The 23,761-nt window shown below is 71.0% G+C and carries 21 protein-coding genes; 14 read left to right on the top strand and 7 right to left on the bottom strand.

The features are described from left to right. Positions 1–203: 203 nt before the first annotated feature. Together OG538_RS04825 and OG538_RS04820 are read right to left on the bottom strand one after the other, a co-directional pair. A complete protein-coding gene (locus OG538_RS04825) occupies positions 204–1,271 on the bottom strand; it encodes a glycoside hydrolase family 11 protein (protein ID WP_406090475.1) in 1,068 nt (355 codons plus the stop codon). A 1,066-nt stretch (positions 1,272–2,337) separates the two neighbouring features. Next, a complete protein-coding gene (locus OG538_RS04820) occupies positions 2,338–3,087 on the bottom strand; it encodes a hypothetical protein (RefSeq protein WP_406090473.1) in 750 nt (249 codons plus the stop codon). Positions 3,088–3,191: 104 nt separating this feature from the next. Between OG538_RS04820 and ggt the strand changes: the two genes are divergently transcribed. Together ggt and OG538_RS04810 are read left to right on the top strand one after the other, a co-directional pair. Further along, positions 3,192–5,000, top strand: a complete 1,809-nt coding sequence (gene ggt, locus OG538_RS04815; RefSeq protein WP_406090471.1) for a gamma-glutamyltransferase — start codon at positions 3,192–3,194, stop codon at positions 4,998–5,000. A 156-nt stretch (positions 5,001–5,156) separates the two neighbouring features. Further along, on the top strand, positions 5,157–5,960 hold the full coding sequence (locus tag OG538_RS04810) for a glycoside hydrolase family 75 protein (protein ID WP_406090470.1): 804 nt from the start codon (positions 5,157–5,159) through the stop codon (positions 5,958–5,960). A gap of 57 nt (positions 5,961–6,017) precedes the next feature. On the opposite strand, the gene map is transcribed toward OG538_RS04810, so the two are convergent. Further along, positions 6,018–6,785 carry a type I methionyl aminopeptidase gene (gene map / locus OG538_RS04805; RefSeq protein ID WP_406090468.1) on the bottom strand — a complete coding sequence of 256 codons (768 nt, stop codon included), beginning with the start codon at positions 6,783–6,785 and terminating at the stop codon, positions 6,018–6,020. Between the two features lie 41 nt (positions 6,786–6,826). On the opposite strand from map, the gene OG538_RS04800 reads away from it, so the two are divergent. The 5 genes from OG538_RS04800 (at position 6,827) to OG538_RS04780 (ending at position 11,530) form a co-directional block, all read left to right on the top strand. Beyond that, a complete protein-coding gene (locus OG538_RS04800) occupies positions 6,827–7,096 on the top strand; it encodes a helix-turn-helix domain-containing protein (protein WP_406090467.1) in 270 nt (89 codons plus the stop codon). 38 nt (positions 7,097–7,134) lie between these two features. Next, positions 7,135–7,515 (top strand): PPOX class F420-dependent oxidoreductase, encoded by a 381-nt coding sequence (locus OG538_RS04795; RefSeq protein WP_406090465.1) that lies wholly within the window; start codon positions 7,135–7,137, stop codon positions 7,513–7,515. Between the two features lie 240 nt (positions 7,516–7,755). Continuing rightward, complete coding sequence (locus OG538_RS04790; protein WP_406090463.1) at positions 7,756–9,180, top strand: hypothetical protein; 1,425 nt, start codon at positions 7,756–7,758, stop codon at positions 9,178–9,180. A gap of 227 nt (positions 9,181–9,407) precedes the next feature. Then, positions 9,408–10,250: a nitrilase-related carbon-nitrogen hydrolase gene (locus OG538_RS04785; protein ID WP_393678643.1), complete on the top strand. Its 843-nt coding sequence runs from the start codon at positions 9,408–9,410 to the stop codon at positions 10,248–10,250. Continuing rightward, positions 10,247–11,530, top strand: a complete 1,284-nt coding sequence (locus OG538_RS04780; RefSeq protein ID WP_406090461.1) for an aspartate aminotransferase family protein — start codon at positions 10,247–10,249, stop codon at positions 11,528–11,530. The genes OG538_RS04785 and OG538_RS04780 overlap by 4 nt, the downstream gene beginning before the upstream one ends. Before the next feature lie 58 nt (positions 11,531–11,588). Here OG538_RS04780 and OG538_RS04775 read toward each other — a convergent pair whose 3' ends face one another. After that, entirely contained in the window at positions 11,589–12,524 is a 936-nt protein-coding gene (locus OG538_RS04775) for a hypothetical protein (protein WP_406090459.1), read from the bottom strand. 468 nt (positions 12,525–12,992) lie between these two features. On the opposite strand from OG538_RS04775, the gene hydA reads away from it, so the two are divergent. The 3 genes from hydA to OG538_RS04760 all read left to right on the top strand — a co-directional run bounded on the left by hydA (position 12,993) and on the right by OG538_RS04760 (position 17,038). Beyond that, positions 12,993–14,393, top strand: coding sequence for a dihydropyrimidinase (gene hydA, locus OG538_RS04770; protein ID WP_406090458.1), 1,401 nt, complete (start codon positions 12,993–12,995; stop codon positions 14,391–14,393). 11 nt (positions 14,394–14,404) lie between these two features. Continuing rightward, positions 14,405–15,406: a TIGR03842 family LLM class F420-dependent oxidoreductase gene (locus tag OG538_RS04765; protein ID WP_406090456.1), complete on the top strand. Its 1,002-nt coding sequence runs from the start codon at positions 14,405–14,407 to the stop codon at positions 15,404–15,406. An 81-nt stretch (positions 15,407–15,487) separates the two neighbouring features. Further along, positions 15,488–17,038 (top strand): NCS1 family nucleobase:cation symporter-1, encoded by a 1,551-nt coding sequence (locus tag OG538_RS04760; protein ID WP_406090454.1) that lies wholly within the window; start codon positions 15,488–15,490, stop codon positions 17,036–17,038. On the opposite strand, the gene OG538_RS04755 is transcribed toward OG538_RS04760, so the two are convergent. Next, on the bottom strand, positions 17,001–17,777 hold the full coding sequence (locus tag OG538_RS04755) for a hypothetical protein (RefSeq protein WP_406090453.1): 777 nt from the start codon (positions 17,775–17,777) through the stop codon (positions 17,001–17,003). The genes OG538_RS04760 and OG538_RS04755 overlap by 38 nt on opposite strands. A 215-nt stretch (positions 17,778–17,992) precedes the next feature. Between OG538_RS04755 and OG538_RS04750 the strand changes: the two genes are divergently transcribed. Continuing rightward, a complete protein-coding gene (locus tag OG538_RS04750) occupies positions 17,993–18,355 on the top strand; it encodes a hypothetical protein (RefSeq protein ID WP_406090451.1) in 363 nt (120 codons plus the stop codon). A 156-nt stretch (positions 18,356–18,511) separates the two neighbouring features. After that, entirely contained in the window at positions 18,512–19,963 is a 1,452-nt protein-coding gene (locus OG538_RS04745) for an amidase (protein ID WP_406090449.1), read from the top strand. A gap of 13 nt (positions 19,964–19,976) precedes the next feature. On the opposite strand, the gene OG538_RS04740 is transcribed toward OG538_RS04745, so the two are convergent. Together OG538_RS04740 and OG538_RS04735 are read right to left on the bottom strand one after the other, a co-directional pair. After that, positions 19,977–20,783 carry a class I SAM-dependent methyltransferase gene (locus OG538_RS04740; protein WP_406090447.1) on the bottom strand — a complete coding sequence of 269 codons (807 nt, stop codon included), beginning with the start codon at positions 20,781–20,783 and terminating at the stop codon, positions 19,977–19,979. Further along, entirely contained in the window at positions 20,780–21,763 is a 984-nt protein-coding gene (locus OG538_RS04735) for a carboxymuconolactone decarboxylase family protein (RefSeq protein WP_406090445.1), read from the bottom strand. The genes OG538_RS04740 and OG538_RS04735 overlap by 4 nt, the downstream gene beginning before the upstream one ends. A 169-nt stretch (positions 21,764–21,932) precedes the next feature. Here OG538_RS04735 and OG538_RS04730 point away from each other — a divergent pair, with 169 nt between their 5' ends. Further along, complete coding sequence (locus OG538_RS04730; RefSeq protein ID WP_406090443.1) at positions 21,933–23,081, top strand: sensor histidine kinase; 1,149 nt, start codon at positions 21,933–21,935, stop codon at positions 23,079–23,081. Continuing rightward, a complete protein-coding gene (locus OG538_RS04725; RefSeq protein ID WP_406090441.1) occupies positions 23,078–23,761 on the top strand; it encodes a response regulator in 684 nt (227 codons plus the stop codon). The genes OG538_RS04730 and OG538_RS04725 overlap by 4 nt, the downstream gene beginning before the upstream one ends.

Below are 23,761 nucleotides of genomic sequence, written 5' to 3'. Positions count from 1 at the left end.
AGGAGGATCCGGCGGCCTCCGGAACGCTGGGCCCGGCGCGCTCAACCCTGCGAAGCCACCGCGCACGACGCCGCCGGCTGACCGGCCCGGTCCCGCAGCCCGCGGCCTCGGCCGGAGACGCGGTGGGAAGTCCGTGAGGAAAGGCAACGGCGCGGTGCCCGATGGGGCACCGCGCCGGAGCGTGTGAGTACGCGGGGCGCCGGTCAGCTGACGCTGCAGCTGCCGACCGACGGGGACGGGCTGCTGGGTCCGCTGGCGGTGAAGCCGAACGACGTCGACTGCCCGGCGCTCAGCGTGCGGTTGTGACTGGCAGGGGTCACGGTCAGAACGTTTCCGTTCCGGCTCGCGGTGCCGTTCCAGAGCGAGGTGATGGTCTGGCCGCCGGCCAGTGTCACCGGCACCTTCCAGTCCGTGACGCCACTGCTGCCCGCCTTGATCGTCACCTCACCGTTGAAGCCGTTGTCCCATGAGGTGGTGGTGCGGTAGGTGGCGGTGCAGGCACCTGTTCCCGGAGGAGGAGTGGTGCTCCCGCCCGGAGGCGGAGTGGTGGGCGAGGTCCCGCCGCCGCCCAGACTGACGCTGGAGCTGCCGGTGCTCTGGTAGCCCTCCGTGGCCATGATCATGTAGTAGTTGAACGATCCCATCGGCATCCCGGCCGCCTGCCAGGCGTCGAAGTGCGCGCCGGTGTTGATGGTGCCGCTGCTGCGCTTGCTCTGCCGGACGCTCCAGTACTGCTGGAAGGTCTTGGTGCCTTCTACCGAGGGCTGGTTGGTCCGGGTGGACTCGTAGATGTCGTACGTACCACCGCCGTCGGTGACCGTGCCACGCCTCGTGCCTGCGGAGCCGGGGTTGTACGGGCCGAAGTTCTCCACGATGTAGTACTCGACCAGCGGGTTGGCGGTCCACCCGTACAGCGCCAGGTAGCCGTTGCTGCCCGGGTTGAACGAGCCGGAGTAGGTGACCTCCCGGCGGCTGCCGTTGCTCCAGCCGAGTCCGCCGACCCAGTTGTTGGTGCCACTCCACTGGCTGCTGTAGGAGCCGGCCGTGTCCGACAGCGTCATGCTGACGGAGCCGGGGCTGTCGGTCCAGAAGGAGTAGTAGTAGCCGTTGTTGGTACCGGTCGCGTTGCTGGTGAGGACCGTTGCGGCGCGCGCCGTGCCGGGCAGCAGCAGCCCTGCTGTCCCGGCCGCCACCAGCGCCCCGGCCCCGCCGAAGACGAGTTTCCTGCGGCTGACCTGACGTGGTTCGGAGTTGTGTGCGGTGTCGCTCATGCGTTGTTTCCTCCTCGCGAATTGCACGGTCTGTGACCGAGTGACACGCCGAGCGCACGTCGGCGTTCATCGATGAGGTGCCACAACCCGGTCGCGGACATCCATGCACGGCCGGGAGCGTCACAACAGTCGGGCCTGGCACGGGAGTTGTCAACGGTTTCCGTAACCTTTCCGAAACTCGAACAACATCATGAATCACTGCGGTGCTGGTCAATGCCGGTGCGAATGAGGCATTGAGAAAGAAGAGGTGAGAAGCCGTCAATTCCGGGATGGCGAAACATTCGAAGCTTCGAAAACTTTCGGTCTTCTTTCGGTGCAATAAGAGGCGGTCGGTATCCGGGGGTGCGACCGTGGTCGCGGCTGACTTCCGGGAACGTGACGGCGGTGGGCGCACGGGGGCCGCGCATGCCGGCTCCGCCCAAGATCGTCTTTCCGCGGCAGTGCCACAAGCGGAACGAGGCGGGCGCACCTCACGAGCGGAAGGCTCTGCGGTGCATGGCTATGCCGGCCCGCTCGTACGCGGAGTGCCTCGGTGATGAGGCGCGGCACCGGGACAGGTACCGGAACCGCATCGGCGAAGTCACCGTGGCGTTGTGCCGGGTGCGCCAACTCCGTCGACTGGAACGGAGTCGAGCGGCTCACTGGTGGACCGGACTCCTTGGGGGAGGGGGGGCGGGATGATCGTCGTCGGCTCCGGAGGGGCCCTGCGGCAGGATCCATCCCGCCGCCCAGGGCAACCGCCGACCTCCGGCCTTCGTGGTCGCATCGGGGCAGACCGGTGAGGCGCCCACTTTCACCACGTTCTCCGGCAATGCCGGCATTCGGGCCGCAGACTCCACGCCACCCGTGCTCCGGCTGAGCCGTACGCGGCAGACGCCCCGGAGCGAGCGGAACTCCCGGTCCCGACGGTGTCTGCTGCCGAGAGCCCCGACCGAATTTCCGAAGCGATCACGGGGTGCGGCGATCCTTCAGCGGAGGCGTGGCGCCGAGTGAGCCGCCGGACGGTGGATGGACGGTTGCGTGCCGCAGATACTGCTGGGCGGCCACGGTGAAGGGTGGGGTGCCCTCAGTTCGACGCGCGGTGCGAGGTCCGTGGTGCCGGTGCCGGTGCGGGGGCCTGGGCCGCTCGGGTGACGTCCGACACCAGTTCCACCACATCGGGGCCGTATGCCTGGGAGTTGACGACCTTCAGCAGCAGGCAGAAGCTGTTGTTGCCGTGCCTGCGGGCCAGCCGCTCGTAGTTGCGGGCAAGATAGCGTGATGCCGCCTGGTTCGTGATTGCCTGCTGGCCGCAGAACAGGAAGACCGGCCGGGTGTCCTGACCGGCCGTCAGCCGTGCCAGCACCACGTACTCGGCCACACCCTTCTCCACTCGGTAGCGCTCCGAACCGATCTGGAAGGCGTTGCGGTCCGGGCCCGGCTCGGCATCCGTGTTGACCTTCACGCCAGGCAGCAGCGAGTGCAGATGGGCGGCCATCCGGCGGTTGGAGACGGGGCCGCCGACGCAGAACTCGGTCCGTTCGCCGAAGCCCTGCTGGGAGATGTCGTGCGACAGGATCTGGGCATGCGCCGAGCAATCCTTGATCAGCGCGGAGAGTTCGAGCAGGGCGAAGACATCGTGCCGGTGGACGGCGCCGTCACCGCCCGCGTCGCGGTTGACGACGAGAAGGCACTCGGAATTGCCGGGCAGCCCGAAGAACGCCTGCTTGCGGCGGAGCTTGCGGCGCCAGAGATAGGTGCGCGCGAGCCAGCCGAGGGCGGCGCTGATCCCAGCGGCTATCACGCCCAGCACGATGTTGCGTACGTCGTCAGTCATGGGCGGGCATGTTAGCGGGCATTCGGCCTCAAGTTCGAGGCGGTCCTGACGGGGTGGCCGGAGCGGCGTTACCCTGCGCGGACGATCCTTCACTGGAGGTGCGCATGAGGCGTTCCGTTGCGCGGAATGTGTCGTTGTCGGTCGTTCTCGCCGCCATGGCCACGATCGGGGCAGCCGCCCCGTCCTCCTCCGCGCCACCGATCCCACCCCCTGCGAAGTCACCGGTGGCAGTCGGTTACGGGGGAGCGGTCTCCAGCGTCGACGCCGACGCGACGGCCGCAGGCATCGAGGTGCTCCGCAAGGGTGGCAACGCGGTGGACGCGGCCGTCGCCACCGCGGCGGCCCTCGGGGTGACCGAGCCGTACTCGGCGGGGCTGGGCGGTGGTGGCTACTTCGTGCACTACGACGCCCGCACCCGCACGGTGGAGACGATCGACGGCCGCGAGACCGCGCCCCGCAGCGCGGACTCCTCGCTCTTCCTGGAGAACGGGAAGCCCCTCGCCTTCGAGTCCGCGGTCACCAGTGGCCTCGGTGTCGGCACCCCCGGCACTCCCGCCACCTGGGACGCCGCGCTCGACGCCTGGGGCAGCAGGTCGCTCCGGCAGGTCCTGAAGCCGGCCGAGCGGCTGGCCCGCGACGGCTTCGTCGTCGACGGTACGTTCCGCTCGCAGACGGAGGGGAACCAGGCCAGGTTCGCCGACTTCCCCGCCACCCGGAAGCTCTTCCTGCCCGGCGGCGAGCTCCCCGTGGTCGGCTCCGTCTTCAGGAATCCCGATCTGGCGCGTACGTACGAGGAGGTCGGCCGCAAGGGAGTCGACGAGCTCTACCGGGGCAAGCTGGGCGACGACATCGTGCGGACCGTACGCAATCCGCCCGTCGATCCCGCGTCGACCAGGGTGGTGCGGCCGGGCGACCTCACCACGAAGGATTTGCGCTCCTACCGTGCGCTGCGCCAGGCGCCCACGAAGGCCGGCTACCGCGGGCTCGATGTCTACGGCATGGCGCCTTCCTCGTCGGGTGGCACGACGGTGGGCGAGGCCCTCAACATCCTTGAGTCCACCGACCTTTCGAAGGCGAGCCAGGCGCGGTATCTGCACCGCTACATCGAGGCGAGCCGCATCGCCTTCGCGGACCGGGGTCGCTGGGTCGGCGACCCGGCGTTCGAGGACGTGCCGACGAAGGAGCTCCTCAGCCAGCGGTTCGCCGACTCGCGGGAGTGCCTGATCAAGGACAGCGCGGTGCTCACCAGCCCGCTCGCCCCGGGGGACCCGCGCCACCCCGGTGACTGCGCCGGTACGGAGACGGCAGCGCCGACGACGTACGAGGGCGAGAACACCACCCACCTCACGGCCGCCGACAAGTGGGGCAACGTCGTGGCGTACACCCTCACGATCGAGCAGACAGGTGGCAGCGGCATCACGGTGCCGGGCCGCGGCTTCCTGCTCAACAACGAGCTGACGGACTTCTCGTTCGCACCGGCCAACCCGGCCGTCCACGACCCGAACCTGCCCGGTCCGGGCAAGCGGCCGCGGTCGTCGATCTCCCCGACCATCGTGTTGAAGCACGGGGAGCCGGTGCTGGCCCTGGGATCGCCGGGCGGCGCCACGATCATCACGACCGTGCTCCAGACGCTGATCGGCACGGTCGACCGGGGGCTCCCGCTGGTGGACGCCATCGCCGCGCCCCGCGCCAGTCAGCGCAACGCGGCGGCGACGGAGCTCGAACCGGGGCTGTGGAACAGCCCGGTACGGGGACAACTGGAGGCGCTGGGGCACGTCTTCAAGCTCAACCCGGAAATCGGGGCGGCGACGGGCGTACAGCGGCTTCCGGACGGGCGGTGGCTCGCAGCCGCCGAGAAGGAACGGCGGGGCGGCGGTTCGGCCATGGTGGTGAGGCCGGCCCGAAGGGGCTGATGGTTCGTCAGTAGCGTTACGGGCGGGACCGGTCGGGCGCGGAGAAAGTCGCGTCGGGCCGGTCCCGCGGCCTCGACGGGGGCACGCAGGGGAGGGCGTCTTGGCTGATGTCAGCAAGGGAAAGACTCCTCACAGAAGGGCACCCCCTCGGTGCGTATGCGAACGCTTGCCCTCGCCACGGTCTCCGGCGCCGCGCTGCTCGCGGCCGGATCCCTCGCCCCCGCCGCCACCGGCGGCTCCGCCTACCGTCCCGACGCGTTCACGCCGGTACGCAAGGCGCGTCCGGCCCCGGTGCACCTCACTCCCGTAGCCCATGCCCGTCCGGTGCCCGACGACGGCCCGACCTCCCCGCCGCCGGCCGCCTCTGCCGGGGCAGGGGCCATCGGGGCCGCCGATCTCCTGGCCAAGGTCTCGTCCTGCAAGCCGATCTCGAACGGTTCCTACCGTACGGACGAGGGGGCCTCGCCCTCCGTCCCGGTCTGCGGCTTGAACGGAGCCGTGTTCTGGAAGGCAGACCTGGACATCGACTGCGACGGCCAGGTCACCAAAGCCTGCAACGTGGACACCGACCCCTGGTTCCAGGGTGACACCGCGTTCCACACGTCCGGGGACCGGCCGTTGAACGCGGAGGAACTCCCGTACGTGGTGGTGCCGAGCCGCAGCTCCCTCTGGGACTTCAGCAGCGCGGGGATCAAGGGCGGCAGTGTCGTCGCCGTCGTCTACGCGGGCAAGGTGGAGTACGCCGTAGTGGGTGACACCGGCCCCGCCGGGATCATCGGTGAGGCCTCGTACGCCACTGCCGAGGCGCTGGGTATCGACCCGGACCCGAAGGCCGGCGGTACCGGGTCCGGCGTCACGTACATCCTGTTCAAGGACTCCGTCGCCTCACCGATCGAGAGCCACAGTGCGGCCGTTACCGCCGGGGAAGCCCTCGCGGGCGAGTTCCTTCGGAACAACTGACGTGCTCCGTACGGTGGTTCCGGCGAACCGCCCGCCGCGTGCCCGCGCCCGGGTCAGTCAGAGGGCGGTCAGGATCTGAGGGCCGTCGTCCGTGATGGCGACCGTGTGCTCGGCGTGCGCGGCCCGGCTGCCGTCGGACGTACGCAGGGTCCAGCCGTCCCGGTCCGGATGGTACTCGTCGCGGCCGCTGCCGATCAGCATCGGTTCGATGGCCAGCACCATGCCGTGTCGCAGCGGCATTCCGCGGCCCGGTCGTCCCTCGTTGGGGACGCCCGGGTCCTCGTGCATGGACCGGCCGATGCCATGACCGCCGAATCCCTCCGGGATGCCGTAGCCGGCCGTGCGGCAGACCGTGCCGATGGCGTGCGCGATGTCGCCGATCCGGTTGCCGACGACGGCCGCCGCGATGCCAGCCTCCAGCGCCTCGAACGCGGTCTCGACGAGACGGGTGTCCGCGGGCCGGGCACGGCCGACGATGAAGCTGATCGCCGAGTCCCCACACCAGCCGTCGAGCGTCGCGCCCGCGTCGATGCTCACCAGGTCGCCGTCGCGCAGCCGCAGATCGTCGGGGATGCCGTGGACGATCGCGTCATTGACGGACGCGCAGATCACGCCGGGGAAGGGTGTCGGCGCGAAGTGCGGCCGGTAGTTCAGGAACGGCGATCCGGCGCCTGCCGTGCGCAGGACCCCGTGGGCCACCTCGTCGAGCTCGCGGAGCGAGACGCCCACGGCCGCCGCTTCGCGCGTGGCCGCCAACAGTTGCGCGACGACTCTGCCGGCCTCGCGCATGGCTTTGATGGATGTGTCTGTCTTGAGTTGCACCATGCCAATTACTATACCGGTCCGAGCGGTATTAGAATGACGGCATGGTTCGCACTCCTCTCACCCCTGAAGAGCGCCTGCGCGGCGAGCGGCTCGGCCGGCTGCTCCGCGAGGCGCGCGGTCGCCGCAGCATGGCCGACATCGCGGGCTGCGCCGGAATCTCGGCCGAAACACTCCGCAAGATCGAGACCGGTCGCGCCCCGACCCCCGCCTTCTTCACCGTCGCGGCACTCGCCGGCGCGCTCGGCCTCTCCATGGACGAACTGCTCCCACGGTGCGCGCCGGAGCCGGACACCGTCCAGCTCGCCGGGTAGCGGAGGAGGGGGCGACCCTGCCTGCGTAGGGTTGGGCCATGAGCCTCCAGGACTTCGCCCGCAGTGAGTACGTCAGCCTCACCACGTACCGGAAGAACGGCACGCCCGTCGCCACGCCGGTGTGGGCCGCGGCGGACGGGAACGAGCTGTTCGTCTGGACCAAGAGCGATTCGTGGAAGGTCAAGCGGCTGCGCAACGACAGTCGTGTCCGCGTGACCGTCTGTGATGTGCGCGGGCGGATCGCGGAGGGCGCCCCGAGCGCGGAGGGGACCGGCAGACTGCTCGACGAGCAGGGTACGGCCGGTGTGCGCCGGGTGATCGCCCGCAAGTACACCTGGAAGTACTGGCTGCTCGACTATCCGGCGATGGTCGTCCGGCTCGGCAAGCGGCCGCACACCGGGATCGCCATCACGTTCTGAGTCGGCGGGATCGGCGTCGGGTTCTGAGCCACCGGTCGTGGGGCGAGGGGGCCGGCGCCGCTCAAGGGGGAGTCCGGCGTGCGCCGAACGGCCGCCGGCGTCAGCCGAGGGGGGCGCTCGCGTCGTAATCGTGCGCCTCCCGAACCCGGGGCGAAAAGAGTGCGTAGCCGTCCCGTAACACGGTTGCGGTCGAATGCCTGCGGACTGGAAGGTTCCAGTCGACGGCGGCCGAGGGCGACGATGACGGTGCATCAGCATGCTGTGTCCATAGGGGAGTTCGCGCGACACCTGCGGGAGTTGGCGGCGCTGCTCGATCCCGGGCGGGGATGGTACGGAGTCTTCTGCCGGCGTGACCCGGAAGGGATGCGGGCCTGTCTGGCGGGCGCCGAGATCCCGCCCTGGGATGTCATGGAGTCGCTCTTCACGGACCTCGCGGCGATACGTGGTGCGGCGTTCGCCGAGCGTGAGTCGGTGCGAGCTGCCGAGCTCTACACCGCATCCGCCGTCGCCCACGACCGTCGCCCCGGCGGGCGGCAGCAACTGATGGAGCGGCTGGAGCTGATGCTGCGGGAGCAGTCGAACGCGGCCGAGCGGCTGAGGGTGGCCCGGTCGGGTGGTGACGCGGGGGTCCTCGACGCTGAGGCGTTCGCCTGGGCCCGCGACGACCACGCCCGGGCGTCCGCCCGCTGCACGGAGCTGCGCGGAAGGCTGGCCGCTGTGGCCGTGCCGGCGAACTGGCTCCGTGCGGATGAGGAACCCGCGCCCGCGCCGGAAGCCTGGGCCACACAGGAGCCCGCTCCCGCACCCGCACCCGCACCGGAAGCCTGGGCCACACAGGAGCCCGCAACCGCGCCCGCCCCGGAGACCGCGGTCGGCCCGCAGAGGGTCGCAGTCGCTCAGCAGTACCCGGCCGCGCATCGGCCCCCCGAGCCGGCGCCCGCCCCCGCCGCCGCCCGCAAACCGCCCCGCAAGAAGCCGCGGGGTGCCCGCTTCGCCGGGCTGGAGGCGGAGGACGAGAGCCCCGCGGCCGGCGCGCCCGTGCTGCCCGTGGCCGCCGCTGTACCCCGCGGAGCCCGTTTCGTCGGCGCCCCGGGCGCGGAGGACGGTCCGGCCGCGCACCCGGCGGCAGCCCAGGACCCGGCCGCGCTGCGGTCCGCGCGGGCCGTCGTCGCGACCCTGGTCCGGCTCCGGGCGGAGGGGCGCAGCGGTGAGGCTCACGGCGTGCTCTGTGAGGCCGCGGGCCGGCCCGTACAGCTGTTGCCGGTCCTCGCCGCCGAACTTCACCGGGCGGGGCTCGACGCGGACTGGTCGACCCTGCTGTGGGAAGTGTCCTCGTTGCCGCCGGCCGAACTCGCGGCGGCGGTGGACGCTCTGGCCGGAGCGGGGCGCCCGGAGGACTGCGGGCATCTGCTGCGTCAGGGCGTGGCCCGGCCGGCCGCCGAGATCGCCGATGCGGTGAGCGCGCTGGGCCGGGCCGGACGCGGCCCCCAGGCGCAGGCGCTGCTCGGTGCCTTCGTCCGCGTACGGTCCCCGCAGGACGCGGCCAGGATCGCGGAGGGCGACCCGCGCCACCTCGTACCGCAGCTGCTGGCGGCGGCCCGGACGGTGTCCGAGGACCGGGCGCGGGACGTCGAGCATGCGCTGCGGGTGGCGGGCATCGGGTGACACCGTTCGGCCCACCCGGACCGTGGGCCGGGTGGCGGGCATCGGGCAGGACCATCCGGCCGAGCCGGGGCACTGGACCGCACGGGTGCGAAACATGATCGACTCCGCTGGTTCACGGCGATGGTCTTGCCCCGATGTGTGACGGGGCTTACGTTCTCCTCTACGCACGTGTCTACGGGCGTAGAAACGCGAAGAGGCTCTCTGACGCCGCGTCGAAGGAGCAGCTCATGTCCCACGTCGTACGCGCCGCACTCGTCCAGGCGACCTGGACCGGCGACACCGAATCCATGATCGCCAAGCATGAGGAGCACGCTCGCGAGGCCGCCCGGCAGGGGGCGAAGATCATCGGGTTCCAGGAGGTGTTCAACGCCCCCTACTTCTGCCAGGTGCAGGAACCCGAGCACTACCGCTGGGCGGAGGCCGTCCCCGACGGGCCGACCGTGCAGCGGATGCGGGAGCTGGCCCGCGAGACCGGCATGGTGATCGTCGTGCCGGTCTTCGAGGTCGAGCAGTCCGGCTTCTACTACAACACCGCGGCGGTCATCGACGCCGACGGCTCGTATCTGGGGAAGTACCGCAAGCACCACATCCCGCAGGTCAAGGGGTTCTGGGAGAAGTACTACTTCAAGCCCGGCAACGTCGGCTGGCCGGTCTTCGACACGGCGGTCGGCAAGGTCGGCGTCTACATCTGCTACGACCGGCACTTTCCGGAGGGGTGGCGACAACTCGGGCTCAACGGAGCTCAGTTGGTGTACAACCCGTCCGCGACCTCACGCGGTCTGTCCGGCTACCTCTGGCAGCTCGAGCAGCCCGCTTCCGCCGTCGCCAACGAGTACTTCATCGCCGCGATCAACCGCGTCGGCCAGGAGGAGTACGGCGACAACGACTTCTACGGCACGAGCTACTTCGTCGACCCGCGCGGACAGTTCGTCGGAGAGGTCGCCAGCGACAAGGCCGAGGAACTCCTCGTCCGCGACCTGGACTTCGGCCTCATCGAGGAAGTCCGACAGCAGTGGGCGTTCTACCGGGACCGCCGCCCCGACGCCTACGAAGGACTGGTGGAGCCGTGAGCAGTCTGCACCACCGCCATCTTGCCGTCAGCCCCGACTGGCTGGCGCTCTACTACCGGCATCCACTGGAGATCACCCACGGCGAGGGGCGTCACGTCTGGGATGCCGACGGCAGGCGCTATCTCGACTTCTTCGGCGGCATCCTCACCACGATGACCGCCCACGCACTGCCCGAAGTCACCAAGGCGGTCAGCGAGCAGGCCGGGCGGATCATCCACTCCTCCACGCTCTACCTGAACCGGCCGATGGTCGAACTCGCCGAGCGCATCGCCACGCTCTCCGGCATCCCGGACGCCCGGGTCTTCTTCACCACCTCCGGTACCGAGGCCAACGACACGGCCCTCCTGCTCGCCACCACGTACCGCAGGTCGAACCAGATCCTCGCGATGCGCAACAGCTACCACGGCCGCTCGTTCTCCGCGGTCTCCATCACCGGAAACAACTCCTGGTCGCCCACCAGCCTGTCCCCGCTCCAGACCCTGTACGTGCACGGCGGCGTCCGCACCCGCGGACCGTACGCGCATCTGGGCGACGGGGAGTTCATCGCCGCCTGTGTCGCGGACCTGGAGGACCTGCTGGGCCACACCCGGGCGCCCGCCGCGCTGATCGCCGAGCCCATCCAGGGTGTCGGCGGGTTCACCTCCCCGCCCGACGGCCTGTACGCGGCGTTCCGCGAAGTCCTGAACCGGCACGGCATCCTGTGGATCTCCGACGAGGTGCAGACGGGCTGGGGGCGTTCCGGCGAACACTTCTGGGGCTGGCAGGCACACGGGAGGAACGGCCCGCCGGACATCCTCACGTTCGCCAAGGGCATCGGCAACGGCATGTCGATCGGCGGGGTCGTCGCCCGTGCCGACGTCATGAACTGCCTGGACGCGAACTCCATTTCGACGTTCGGTGGCTCCCCGGTCACGATGGCCGCAGGGCTCGCCAACCTTTCGTACCTCCTCGAACACGACCTCCAGGGCAACGCCCGCCGGGTCGGCGGTCTGCTCATCGAACGCCTGCGTGCGATCGGTGCGGGCTCGGAGTGCGTACGGGAGGTGCGCGGGCGCGGCCTGATGATCGGCATCGAGCTGGTCGAGCCGGGCACCGGCCGGGCGAACCCCGCAGCGGCCGCGGCGGTGCTCGAAGCGGCGCGTGAGGGCGGCCTGCTCATCGGCAAGGGCGGGGGCCACGACACCAGCGTGCTGCGCATCGCCCCGCCGCTCTCCCTCTCGATCCCGGAGGCGGAGGAGGGTGCGGCGATCCTCGCCGAGGCGCTGCGGTCGGTGGGGTGAGGACGGGGGTGCGGTGGCCGGCCGGTCACCGCACCCGGCGCCCGATGAGCCTCCCGGGCTACCCGAGGTGCTCGAACATCAGGGAACCGCCGAAGTTCTCGTCGTCGGTGCCCCACAGGCCCAGCCGCCCGGGCAGGAAGGCGACGGCCTCGATCTTCCGGTTGTCCTGCCGGGTGAACCGGCTCAGCGGAGTGAGGGCGTGCTCGGGCTTCATCCGCAGTACCGCGTCGTGGGCCGGGTTCACGGTGAGCCGGCCGGCGTCGTAGACGGCGGAGGTGAAGGGCCCGTCGTTCACATTGGGGTCCGAGGCGGCCGACACCATGACGGTGCCGTCGTCGAGCACCTTCAGGTCGCTGATGTGGCGCACCTCGTCCTCGTCCGGAAACGGCACGGCGAACTCCTGGCGTGCCGAGACCGTGCCGAAGGTCAGGCCGTCCGGCCCGATGCGCACCGAGGATGCGTGCACGACGGCCTTCTCCGCACCGCTGCCCCGCGTCGCCCACACGGCGAAGGTCCGCCCCGACCGGTCGCGGTGCAGCGCGAAGCTCTCGTAGTTGTCGCCTTCGTGCCGGCCGGGCAGAGCGGTGGGTTCGTGCTCCGCCAGCGCCCTGCCGTCAGCGACGACCACGTGGTAGGCCTCACCGCGGCCGGCGAGAGCGATGTAGTGGCCGGCCCGGCCCGGCACCGTGTCGATGGCCTCCAGGTCCGCGGGGAGCATGCCGAGCCAGGGGAGCTCCGTGACGACGGGCGCGTGGCCGGCCCGCAGGCGGACGGTCGCCAGCCTGCTCTCACGGTCCCCCTTGTTGTCCCGGACGACGACGGCGTCGGCCAGCTCGTCGCCCGCGGGCGCGCCCTCGACGAGCGCGATTCCGCTCACCCCGCCCTGCATCCCGGAGCCGACGCGCTGCCACCCGGCGGAGGCGGCGGAGCTCAGGGGCGCGGCGACGAGGGATGCGCAGAGCGCCGCCGTAACGATGATTCCGTTTCTGATCATGGAGCGAAGCTAAGGGCTGTCCCGTCATTCCTGGTGGATCAGCGCGCGGCGTCGGGTTCGGCGCATCGCAAGGTGGAGGGAGGTCCGCACACCGGATGTACCCGGGCGTGCCGAGAGGGTGGCGAGGTGCCGCTGCTGTCGTCGTGCGCCCTCCGGGGATCACGGGACATCCCCGGAGGGGCCGCCCGAGGCCCCGGCCGGACCGTGGCGCCCCGGTCCGCGAGTTCCCCCGCCCGGCCTGCCGCCTCGCCCGTACGGGCCGCGTGTACGACACACGCGGGCCGTGCCCCACCCGGACGGTGTGAACTCCCGCGCGATGGGCCGGTCGAGTGCCGGACGCGTGAAACAGAAACGTCTTCAGCGGTTAGCGGCAGCGGTATTGCCACAGTGGGTAACCCACTCCTACGTTCTTCACCACGCACCTTGTCTACGTGCGTAGACCCATTCCGCCACAGTGAGGAGGGGTACATGAGCCGCACCGTCATCCACGGCGGCCTCGTCGTCACCGCGTCCGACGAGATTCACGCCGACGTACTCGTCGAAGGCGGCCGCATCGCGGCACTCGCCGCGCACGGCACCGACGCGGCAGCGGGCTGGACCGCGGACCGGACCATCGACGCCACCGGGAAGTACGTCATCCCGGGCGGTGTCGACGCGCACACCCACATGGAGATGCCGTTCGGCGGCACCTATGCGGCGGACACCTTCGAGACCGGCACCCGCGCCGCTGCCTGGGGCGGCACCACCACGATCGTCGACTTCGCGATCCAGTCCGTGGGGCGCTCCCTGCGTGAGGGCCTCGACGCCTGGTACGCCAAGGCGGACGGCAACTGCGCCATCGACTACGCGTTCCACATGATCCTCGCGGATGTGAACGAGTCGTCGCTCAAGGAGATGGACCTGCTGGTCGCGGAGGGCATCACCTCCTTCAAGCTGTTCATGGCCTACCCCGGCGTCTTCTACAGCGACGACGGGCAGATCCTGCGTGCCATGCAGCGGGCCGAGTCCAACGGCGGCCTGATCATGATGCATGCGGAGAACGGCATCGCCATCGACGTCCTGGTCGAGCAGGCCCTCGCCGCCGGCCGCACCGACCCCCGTTACCACGGGGACGTACGGAAGGTGGCGCTGGAAGCCGAGGCCACGCACCGCGCCATCCAGCTCGCCCGCGTCGCCGGCTCCCCGCTGTACGTCGTGCACGTCTCCGCGGACGAGGCGGTCGCCGAGATCGCCGCCGCCCGGCACAAGGGGCTGCCCGTCTTCGGCGAGACCTGCCCGCAGTACCTCTTCCTGTCCACCGACAACCTCGCCGAGCCGGACTTCGAGGGCGCCAAGTACGTCTGCTCCACGCCGCTGCGGCCGAAGGAGCATCAGGAAGTGTTGTGGCGGGGGCTGCGGAACAACGAGCTCCAGGTCGTCTCCACCGACCACTGCCCCTTCTGCTTCTCCGGGCAGAAGGAGAAGGGCCGCGGCGACTTCTCGAAGATCCCCAACGGGATGCCGGGCGTCGAGAACCGGATGGACCTCCTGCACCAGGCAGTCGTCGACGGCCGCATCACGCGCCGCCGCTGGATCGAGATCGCGTGCGCCTCCCCGGCCCGGATGTTCGGCCTCTACCCGAAGAAGGGCACGATCGCGCCCGGTGCCGACGCCGACATCGTCATCTACGACCCGGCGGCCGAACAGACCATCTCCGCCGAGACCCACCACATGAACGTCGACTATTCCGCGTACGAGGGAAAGCGGCTCACCGGACAGGTGGAGACCGTGCTCTCGCGCGGTGAGGTCGTCATCGACCGCCGTACGTTCACCGGCCGCGCCGGCCACGGCATGTACACCCCGCGCGCCACGTGTCAGTACCTGGACTAGGAGCACCTGGTATGGACTTCGGACTCGTTCTGCAGACGGACCCGCCCGCCTCCGCCGTCGTCGGCCTGATGCGCCGTGCCGAACGCAACGGCTTCCGCTACGGCTGGACCTTCGACTCGGCGGTGCTCTGGCAGGAGCCCTTCGTCATCTACAGCCGCATCCTCGAACACACCGAACGCCTCGTGGTCGGCCCCATGGTGACCAACCCGGGTACCCGCACCTGGGAGGTGACCGCCTCCACCTTCGCCACGCTCAACGACATGTACGGCAACCGCACGGTCTGCGGCATCGGCCGCGGCGACTCCGCGATGCGCGTCGCCGGACGCAGCCCCAACACCCTGGCCCGGCTCGGCGAAGCCATCGACGCCATCCGCGACCTCGCCGAGGGGCGCGAGGCGCTCGTCGACGGACAACCGGTCCAGATCCCCTGGGTCAAGGACGGCCGGCTGCCGGTCTGGATGGGTGCGTACGGGCCCAAGGCCCTCGCGCTCGCCGGGCAGAAGGCCGACGGCTTCATCCTCCAGCTCGCCGATCCCTTCCTCACCGAGTGGATGATCAAGGCCGTACGGGACGCCGCCACCGAAGCGGGACGCGATCCGGACTCCGTGACCATCTGCGTCGCCGCGCCCGCCTACGTGGGCGACGACCTCGACCACGCCCGCGAGCAGTGCCGCTGGTTCGGCGGCATGGTCGGCAACCACGTCGCCGACCTGGTCTCCCGCTACGGCGAGCACTCCGGCCTCGTCCCCGAGGCCCTGACCGCGTACATCGCCGGACGCTCCGGATACGACTACAGCCACCACGGCCGCGCCGGGAATCCCGACACCACCTTCGTCCCCGACGAGATCGTCGACCGCTTCTGCCTGCTCGGACCGCCCGAGGCGCACATCGAGAAGCTCCAAGCCCTGCGCGACCTCGGCGTCGACCAGTTCGCCGTCTACAACATGCACGACGCCCGCGAGGCGACCATCGACGCCTACGGCTCCGAGATCATTCCCGCACTGACCGGCTGACCGCCGCGTTCCTCCGGTCGTCCGCACCCCCCCGCGCCCCGCCCCGCACGGCACCGTCCCCGAGCGAAGGGTCCAGCCGCCATGACATCGACCGCCCCACCGCCGCCACCCCGGGACCGGATACCCACGGCCCCCGACCGCGTCGAACTCCCCGTCGGCGCCGCTCCCGACGACAGCCGGTTCGTCAACGAGGATCTGTTGCCCGTCCCGCTGGAGCGGCGCAACTGGACCACGTACAACTTCGCCGCCCTCTGGGTCGGCATGGCCCACAACATCCCGTCCTGGCTCCTCGCCTCCGGCCTCGTCGCCCTCGGCATGGACTGGAAACAGGCGGTCTTCACCATCGCGCTCGCCAACCTGATCGTCCTCGGACCCATGCTGCTCACCGGGCACGCCGGGCCCAAGTACGGCATCCCCTTCCCGGTGCTGGCCCGCGCCTCGTTCGGGCTGCGCGGCGCCAATCTGCCCGCCCTCATCCGGGCCGCCGTGGCGTGTGCCTGGTTCGGTATCCAGACCTGGATCGGTGGCGTCGGCATCTTCACGCTGCTCGGCAAGATCTTCGGTGGCTGGGCGCAGGCGGACGAGATCGGCGGGCAGCCGTGGACGCTCTGGCTCTGCTTCGTACTCTTCTGGGGCCTCGAACTCGCCATCATCTACCGGGGAATGGACACCCTGCGCCGGTTCGAGAACTGGGCGGCGCCTTTCGTCATCGTCGGCGCGCTGGTGCTGCTGGTCTGGGTCGCCGTCAAGGCGGGCGGCCTCGGCCCGCTGCTCGACCAGCCCTCGAAACTCGGCTGGGGCAAGGAGTTCTGGCCGGTCTTCTTCCCCTCCCTGATGGGCATGATCGCCTTCTGGGCCACGCTCTCCCTGAACATCCCCGACTTCACCCGTTTCGGCGCCGGCCAACGCGCCCAGATCCGCGGCCAGTCGCTCGGACTGCCCACCACGATGACGCTGTTCGCGCTGCTCTCCGTCCTGGTGACCTCAGGCTCGCAGGCCGTGTACGGCGAGGCGATCTGGGACCCGGTGCAACTGGTCGCCCGCACCGACAACGTCTTCGGGCTGCTGTACGCGCTCGTGACGGTGCTGGTGGCGACGATCTCCGTGAACATCGCGGCCAACGTGGTCTCACCCGCGTACGACCTGGCGAACCTCGCCCCGAAGATCGTCAACTTCCGTACGGGCGCGCTGATCACGGGCGTCGTCGGCGTCGTGATCATGCCGTGGAAGCTCACCGAGACGCCCGAGCTGTACATCTTCACCTGGCTCGGACTCGTCGGCGGGCTGCTCGGTACGGTGGCGGGCATCCTGATCGCCGACTACTGGATCGTCCGGCGTACCGTGCTCGACCTCGCCGACCTGTACCGGCCCGGTGGACGCTACTGGTACACGAACGGCTGGAACTGGCGTGCCGTCGCCGCCTTCGCCGTCGGCGGTGTCCTGGCGATCGGCGGCTCGCACTCGGAGCCCGGGAAGGGGCCGTTCCCGGCGGACGGCCTGGTCCCGTTCCTGAAACCCCTCGCCGACTACGGCTGGGCGGTCGGTCTGGCCTCCTCGCTGGTGCTGTACGTGGTGCTCACCGGACGCGAGCGCCTCACACCGGGCTCGTCGACCGGCCCAGCAGCGCGCTGACGTCGAACGAGTCGGCCGGCGAGGGCGTGGTCCTGGGCACGGGTTCGTCGAAGGCGGAGAACCCGACGGCCGCGTCCGCGCCGTTGCCCTCGATGGTGAGCCGCAGCGGATACGGCTTGCCGGTGGCCGCCACGTCCAGCGTCAGCGTGGTGCCGTCCCGCATCCGGGTCAGCGGAACGACGGACGCCTTGCCGAGCGTGGTCTTCGCGCCCTTGTTGAGCGTGCCGGTGTCGTCGTTCGCGTTGTCGCTCACCAGCTTCTGGAAGGTGTTGAGGTCACAGGTCTTCGTCAGGGCGCTCAGCCGGGGGTCGTCGGCCGACCCCTTCATATAGCGGTCGCCCACGATCGCGGCGAAGGCCGAACCGCCGTTGGGGACCTGGTTCTTCCAGAAGTCCGCGTCGGGCTTGATCCAGATGTCGTCGCCCCGCTTCACGATCAGGGCCGAGCCCTGGCTGTTGCCGAGGTCCACCGAACCGTTGCAGTTGCCGTCCCGGTCCACGGTGAGCTCCAGGGACATGGGCGTGCTGCCCTTGCCGAGGTCCCCCCTCGTGCTCAGGTGCAGGGACTGGGCGCTGAGCAGCGCGTCGCGGGAGCGGTCGGCGATCTGCTGTGCGGTGAGGTGGTCGATGTCCTCCGCGTGGGCCGTGCCGCCCCCGACGACGAGGCCGCTGCCGGTGACGGAGAGAACGATCGCCGCAGTCCATGCGGCGGGGCGTGTGGCGAGGCGTGGACCGGTCACGTCGCCTCCTCGAAGGGTCGTGGCGGGACTGCCCGGAACTGCGGTTCGATCATTCGAGCGTACGCCGGGGGAGGAGTGGCCGCCCGGCGTGCCTCCGCCACACCTCGGATGCGTACGCTGCGTGACGTCCTGTGGTGTTTTCGGTTAGGAGGGCGGGGGGACGGTTGCCAGGCACCGTCTTCGCCACGACCGTTCGACACGACCGAGAGGGAAACATGAAGAAGTCCATCGGGAGCCTGTCCAGGGCCGTTGTCCGGGGCGCCGCCGTCGCAGGACTGACCGCGGCACTCGCGGTGTCCACCGGCCTGGCCACGGCGGCCTCGGCCGCTGCCCCGGCGAAGACACCTCCGGGACTGTCCTGCGACACGGGCAAGCACGCCGTCGACGACTACACCGGCTACGCGCTGTGCCGCAACAACGGGGGCACGGCGCAGACCTTCTGGGTGCACCTGGTCTGCGGCTGGTCCCCGGACGTCGACGGTGAGCACGTCACGCTGAACCCCGGTCAGTCCGGTCAGTCGACGGCCCACTGCGCCGGGCTCGGTACCGGAATCGGTGAGATCACCGTTCAGCCGTAGGCCCTGCCTGCCCCGCGTGGTGCCGCTCCCGCGGGGGCGGCACCACGCGGCCGGGGGCGAACGGTTGCCGGGATCGGTCCCAACTCGTTACTCTCCAGTAAGTTCGTTCGGTCGGGCAGGTGCGCGCACCTGACGGTACGAGGAGGCGGGCAGCCCATGTCCTCAGTGGAATCCACCGGAACGGACGTCGACGCCCCGGCCGGTCTGGCGGACAGCGCACGCGCCCTCGCGGAGGGCCGCACCACCGCCACCCGGCTGGTCTCCGGGGCCCTCGCCCGGATCGAGGCGAGCCAGGGCACCCTCAACGCCTTCCGGCACCTGCGCGCGACCGCCGCCCTCGCCGAGGCCGCCGAAGCCGACCGCCGGCTCGACGCGGGCGAGCGGCTGCCGCTGCTCGGGGTGCCCGTCGCCGTCAAGGACGACACCGACGTCGCCGGGCTGCCCACCCACTTCGGCTGCGCGGGGGAGCTGCCCGTCGCGACCGCCGACAGCGAGTCCGTACGCAGGCTGCGCGCGGCCGGGGCCGTGATCGTCGGGAAGACCAACTCCTGCGAACTGGGCCAGTGGCCGTTCACCGAGGGATCGGCCTTCGGGGTCACCCGTAATCCGTGGAACACCGACCACACCCCGGGCGGCTCCTCCGGCGGTTCCGCGGCCGCCGTCGCCGCCGGACTCGTCCCCGCTGCGCTCGGCTCGGACGGAGCCGGGTCCGTCCGCATCCCCGCCGCCTGGACCCATCTCGTCGGCATCAAGCCGCAGCGCGGCCGGATCTCCGTGCACCCCCACAGCGACGCCTTCCAGGGGCTCACCGTCAACGGCCCGCTGGCCAGGACCGTCGCCGACGCCGCCCTCCTGCTGGATGCCGTCGCGGGAGCGCACCCCGACGACCCGCACCACCCGCCGCCCGTCCAGGCCTCGGCCGCCGCCCGCCGCGACCCGGGCCGACTGCGCATCGCCCTCGCCTGGCGCCCTCCGCTCACCCTCACCGGGTCGGCCCCCCACCCCGACGTGCGCCGTGCGGTCACCGAACTCGCCGAGGCGCTGGCCCGGCTCGGCCACGACGTGCAGGAGGCCCGGCCCCGCTACGGGCTGATCGGCCTCGGCTTCGTGCCCCGGGCCACCGCCGGCATCGCCGAACTCGCCGCCCGACACCCCGAGCCCATGCTCCTGGACCCCCGCACCCGCAGCGCCCTGCGCACCGGAACCCGCCTCGGAGGCAGGGTGGTGCGGGCGGCACGGGAGCGGGAGGTGCGCCAGCACCGAAGGATCGGCGCGCTGTTCCACCCCGCCCGCGGCAGGGCCGGATCGGGCTTCGACGTGCTGCTCACCCCGACGACCGCCCTGCCGCCTCCCCGTATCGGCAGGTTCGACGGGCTGAGTGCCTGGCGCACCGATGTCGCGATCACGGAGGCCTGCCCGTACGCCTGGCCGTGGAACGTTCTGGGCTGGCCCGGAATCAACGTTCCCGCGGGCTTCACCCCCGGCGGCCTCCCCGTCGGGGCCCAACTGCTCGGCCCCTCCCGCAGCGAGGAGCTGCTCATTTCACTGGCCGCCCAACTGGAGGCCGACCGGCGCTGGTACGAACACCGACCGCCGCCCGCATCCTGAGGGCTGCCCGCCCTCAGGGCGTGTGTGCGGTCACCACCCACACGCCCGCCCGCAGCATCACCCCGCGCGGTGTCTCGTACGGCAGCAGGGTGGTGGTCATCGCCGTTCGCGTGGCATCGGAGACGGTGAGACCGGGGGCGCGTGAGACGAAGAACTCGACCGCGTCCCCGGCGTCCTTCCCCCAGCAGGTGTCGGCGCTCACGCCGGTCACCGCGATGTCCGCGAAACCGGCCGCACCCAGGACCTGGTGGATGCGCTCGGGTTCGGAGAGCGACGCCATCGCCGTGGCCACCGCGTTCTCGGTGGTGTGGTCCCGGCCCAGGAGCGAGGCCAGCAGGCCCAGTGCCTTGCGCTCCTCGCCGTCCGGTTGCGCGGGCTGCGGGCACAGGAACACCAGCCGGCCGCCCGCCCGCAGCGCCCCTGCGATGTTGGTGAACGCGGCGACAGGGTCGGCGAAGAACATCACCCCGCCCCGGCTGATGGCCAGGTCGTATGCCCCGGGCTCGAACGCGCAGGTCTGCGCATCGGCCAACCGGTAGGTGACGTGCGGGAACCGGTCTTCATCGGTGAGTTCGCGGGCCCGCTCCACGAGCGGCTCCGAGATGTCGACACCCGTGACCCGGCCGGCCGGCGCCCGCCGCGCGACCATCCGCGTCGTGAGCCCGCTGCCGCAGCCGATGTCCACCACCCGGTCGGCGTCGGCGATCGCCGCCGCGTCGAGCAGCGCGGTGTCGAACCCGTCCAGCATGGCGTTGTAGCGGTCGGGGTGGGCGGCCCAGTGCTGCCCGAGCGGTCCGTTCCAGGCTTCGGCGACTGTCATGCGTGCTCCTTCGTTCCCATGGTGAGCGTGGCCTCGACGCGCCCGACGGCGCAGATGGCACCGAACGCGATCAGGTGGACCAGGCAGTGATCGGTGAACGGCGGCGCCAGCCAGGCGGCCACGTCCTCGTCCGTGATCCGGTACGGGGCACGAGCCGCGAGCAGCGCCAGCCGGGCGCCCGGGCGCTCGGCCCGGTCCGGCAGGTCCGTTCCGTGCAGGGGGAGCGGGGTGACACCGTCCCAGGCCGCCACCGACTCCCTCACGAGCGCCGCGTCCTCGTCGCTCAGGAGCCCGGCGCCCAGCTCCGCAGCGGTACGCAGGGCGCCGAACGCGGTACCGACGGCCGTACCCGCCGCCCAGGCGGGCGCCTCGCCCTCCGTTTCGAGCAACGGCAGACTCAGCCCCGTCACCAGCTCGCGGCGCACGGTCCTGGCCAGGGAGCGGCCGGCCGCACTCCGTACGGCACGGATCCGCTGGAGACCGCAGGGCAGCATGCTCTCGGTCAGCAGCGAGGAGACGATCCGGTTGATGAAGTGGAAGGTGAGGGCGGTCCCGATGTGTTCGGGCGCCTCGCCGGGAGCGAACGGCTGGGGGGTACTCATGTCCTTCCCCCACGCCAGCAGGGCGCGTTGCGCGGGGTCTTCGGGCTGATCGCCGCGGGCGATCGTCTCCGCGAGCCGGTGGTCGCCGGTGGCGTGCAGCAGCACGGTGTGCGCGTCCACGCAGAACGGACAGCGGTTGGCGAGCGACACCCCGGCCGCCACCACCTCCTTGTCCGTACGGGACACCTGTCCGGCCAGCAGCGATTCGCGCAGCAGCGCCCAGGCCGCGGTGAGGAGCGGCGGGGACGGGGACAGGACGACGAAGGTCGGGGCACGCTCGATCCCGAAGTCGGTGGACATCTGGGCGTACACATCGGCGACCACGCCGGTCGCCGACTTCGGAGGTACGGGTGAGGTGTAGCGGAAAGGTCCGGTCATGGCGACGATGCTCGCCCGCGGACCGGAGCCCGGTCGTCGTACCGCCGAAGGCAATCGCGGCTGGTCCCCACCGGCCGGGGGCGGCCGGCCACTACTGCCCGGGGAGTAGTGCCCGGGCAGTCCTCAGGGCTGATGGCACCGCTGTCGTACGCGAGTTAGGGTGCGGCACATGACGGGGGACACGGGGGGCGCGGGCCGCCGCACCCGGTTGCTGGACGCGGTACTCGCGGTGGCGATCGGTGCGGCGGTCGTCGGCGCCGCCGTCGCGGCGTCGTCGCCCGGCGTGCTCGACGTGGTGCTCGTCGCGATCGGCTCGCTGGCTCTCGCCGAGCACCGCCACGCACCTCGCACGGTGCTCGCCGTCACCACACTGGCCATGTCCGGCTACGTGCTCCACGCGCATCCGGGCACCTGGGCGGCATTCCCGGTGCTGGCGGCCGTGCACGCCGCCGCCCGCAGCGGACACCGGGTCTGGGGCGTCGCTGCCGGTGCGCTCTTCCTCACGGGCTACTTCGCCGTCCTGGTCACCGCCTCCCCCGCCGCCGAGAGCGTCGTGGAGCGGACCCTGCTGCTGCTCGGCTGGTTCCTGTGCGCCGGGGTCACCGGACTCATCGACAAGAACTGGCAGGCGTATCTGCGCCAGACCGAACAACGTGCGCTCGACGCCGAACGCACCCGGGACGAGGCGGCGCTGCGCCGGGCAGGGGAGGAGCGGCTGCGGATCGCCCGTGAACTGCACGACTCGCTCACCCACTCCATCTCGATCGTCAAGCTCCAGGCGGGAGTCGCCGTCCATCTCGCCCGCAAACGCGGCACGGAGGTGGAGCCCGCCCTGCTCGCCATTCAGGAGGCGAGCGGCGAGGCGATGCGTGAACTGCGCGCCACGCTGGAGGTGCTGCGTACGGACGTGGTCGAGCCCGGCACCGGGCTCGACCGGATCGGTGAACTCGCCGAACGGGCCCGCAGCGCGGGGATCGTTCTCGCGGTCACGGTCAGCGGCGAGGAGCGGCCACTGCCCGTGGCCGTTGACCGCGCCGCGTACCGCATCGTGCAGGAAGCCCTCACCAATGTCGCCCGGCATGCCGACCGGGCCCCGACCACCGTTCAACTCGCCTACGGGTCGGACGCACTGACCGTGCACGTGGACGACCACGGGCCGTGCGGACCGCACGACACCATCACCGCGGGAACCGGCCTCACCGGAATGAAGGAACGCGTCACGGCGCTCGGCGGCACCCTGGCCGCCGCACCGCGCCAGGCCGGCGGCTTCTCCGTACACGCCGAACTCCCCCTCCAAACCGTCGGATCCGCCGGATGAGTGGCGACGCCGACGCCCCGCTCCGGGTCCTCATCGTCGACGATCAGGCCCTCATGCGGGCCGGCTTCCGGGCGCTGCTCGACGCGGAGGACGGCATCGAGGTGGTCGGCGAGGCCGTCAACGGCAGGGAGGGGGTGGAGCTGGCCAGGACGCACATCCCCGACATCGCCCTGATCGACGTACAGATGCCGGTGATGACGGGCATCGAGGCCACCCGGGCGATCGCAGCCGATCCGCTCCTGGGCGGGGTACACGTGGTGATCCTGACCAACTACGGCCTGGACGAGTACGTGTTCGACGCGCTGCGCGCCGGAGCGGCCGGCTTCCTGCTCAAGGACACCGAACCCGCCGAACTGCTGTGGGCCATCCGCGTCGCGGCCCGCGGTGACGCCCTGCTCTCGCCCGCCATCACGCGCCGGCTGATCGGCGAATTCGTCGCCCGGCCGCCCGACAGGACGACCGCGCCGGGCTTCGAGACGCTGACCCGCCGGGAGCGGGAGGTCAGCGCGCTGGCGGCCCGTGGCCTGACGAACGAGGAGATCGCCGCGCACATGGTCATCAGCCCGTTCACCGCCAAGACGCACATCAGTCGCGCCATGACCAAGCTCGGAGCCCGCGATCGCGCTCAACTCGTCGTCTTCGCCTACGAGTCCGGGCTCGTCACCCCGCGCGAGCGGTGA

The sequence above is a fragment of the Streptomyces sp. NBC_01013 genome, assembly GCF_045162765.1.
Taxonomy (GTDB): Bacteria; Actinomycetota; Actinomycetes; order Streptomycetales; family Streptomycetaceae; genus Streptomyces.
This window is presented reverse-complemented; position numbering and strand designations above follow the sequence as displayed.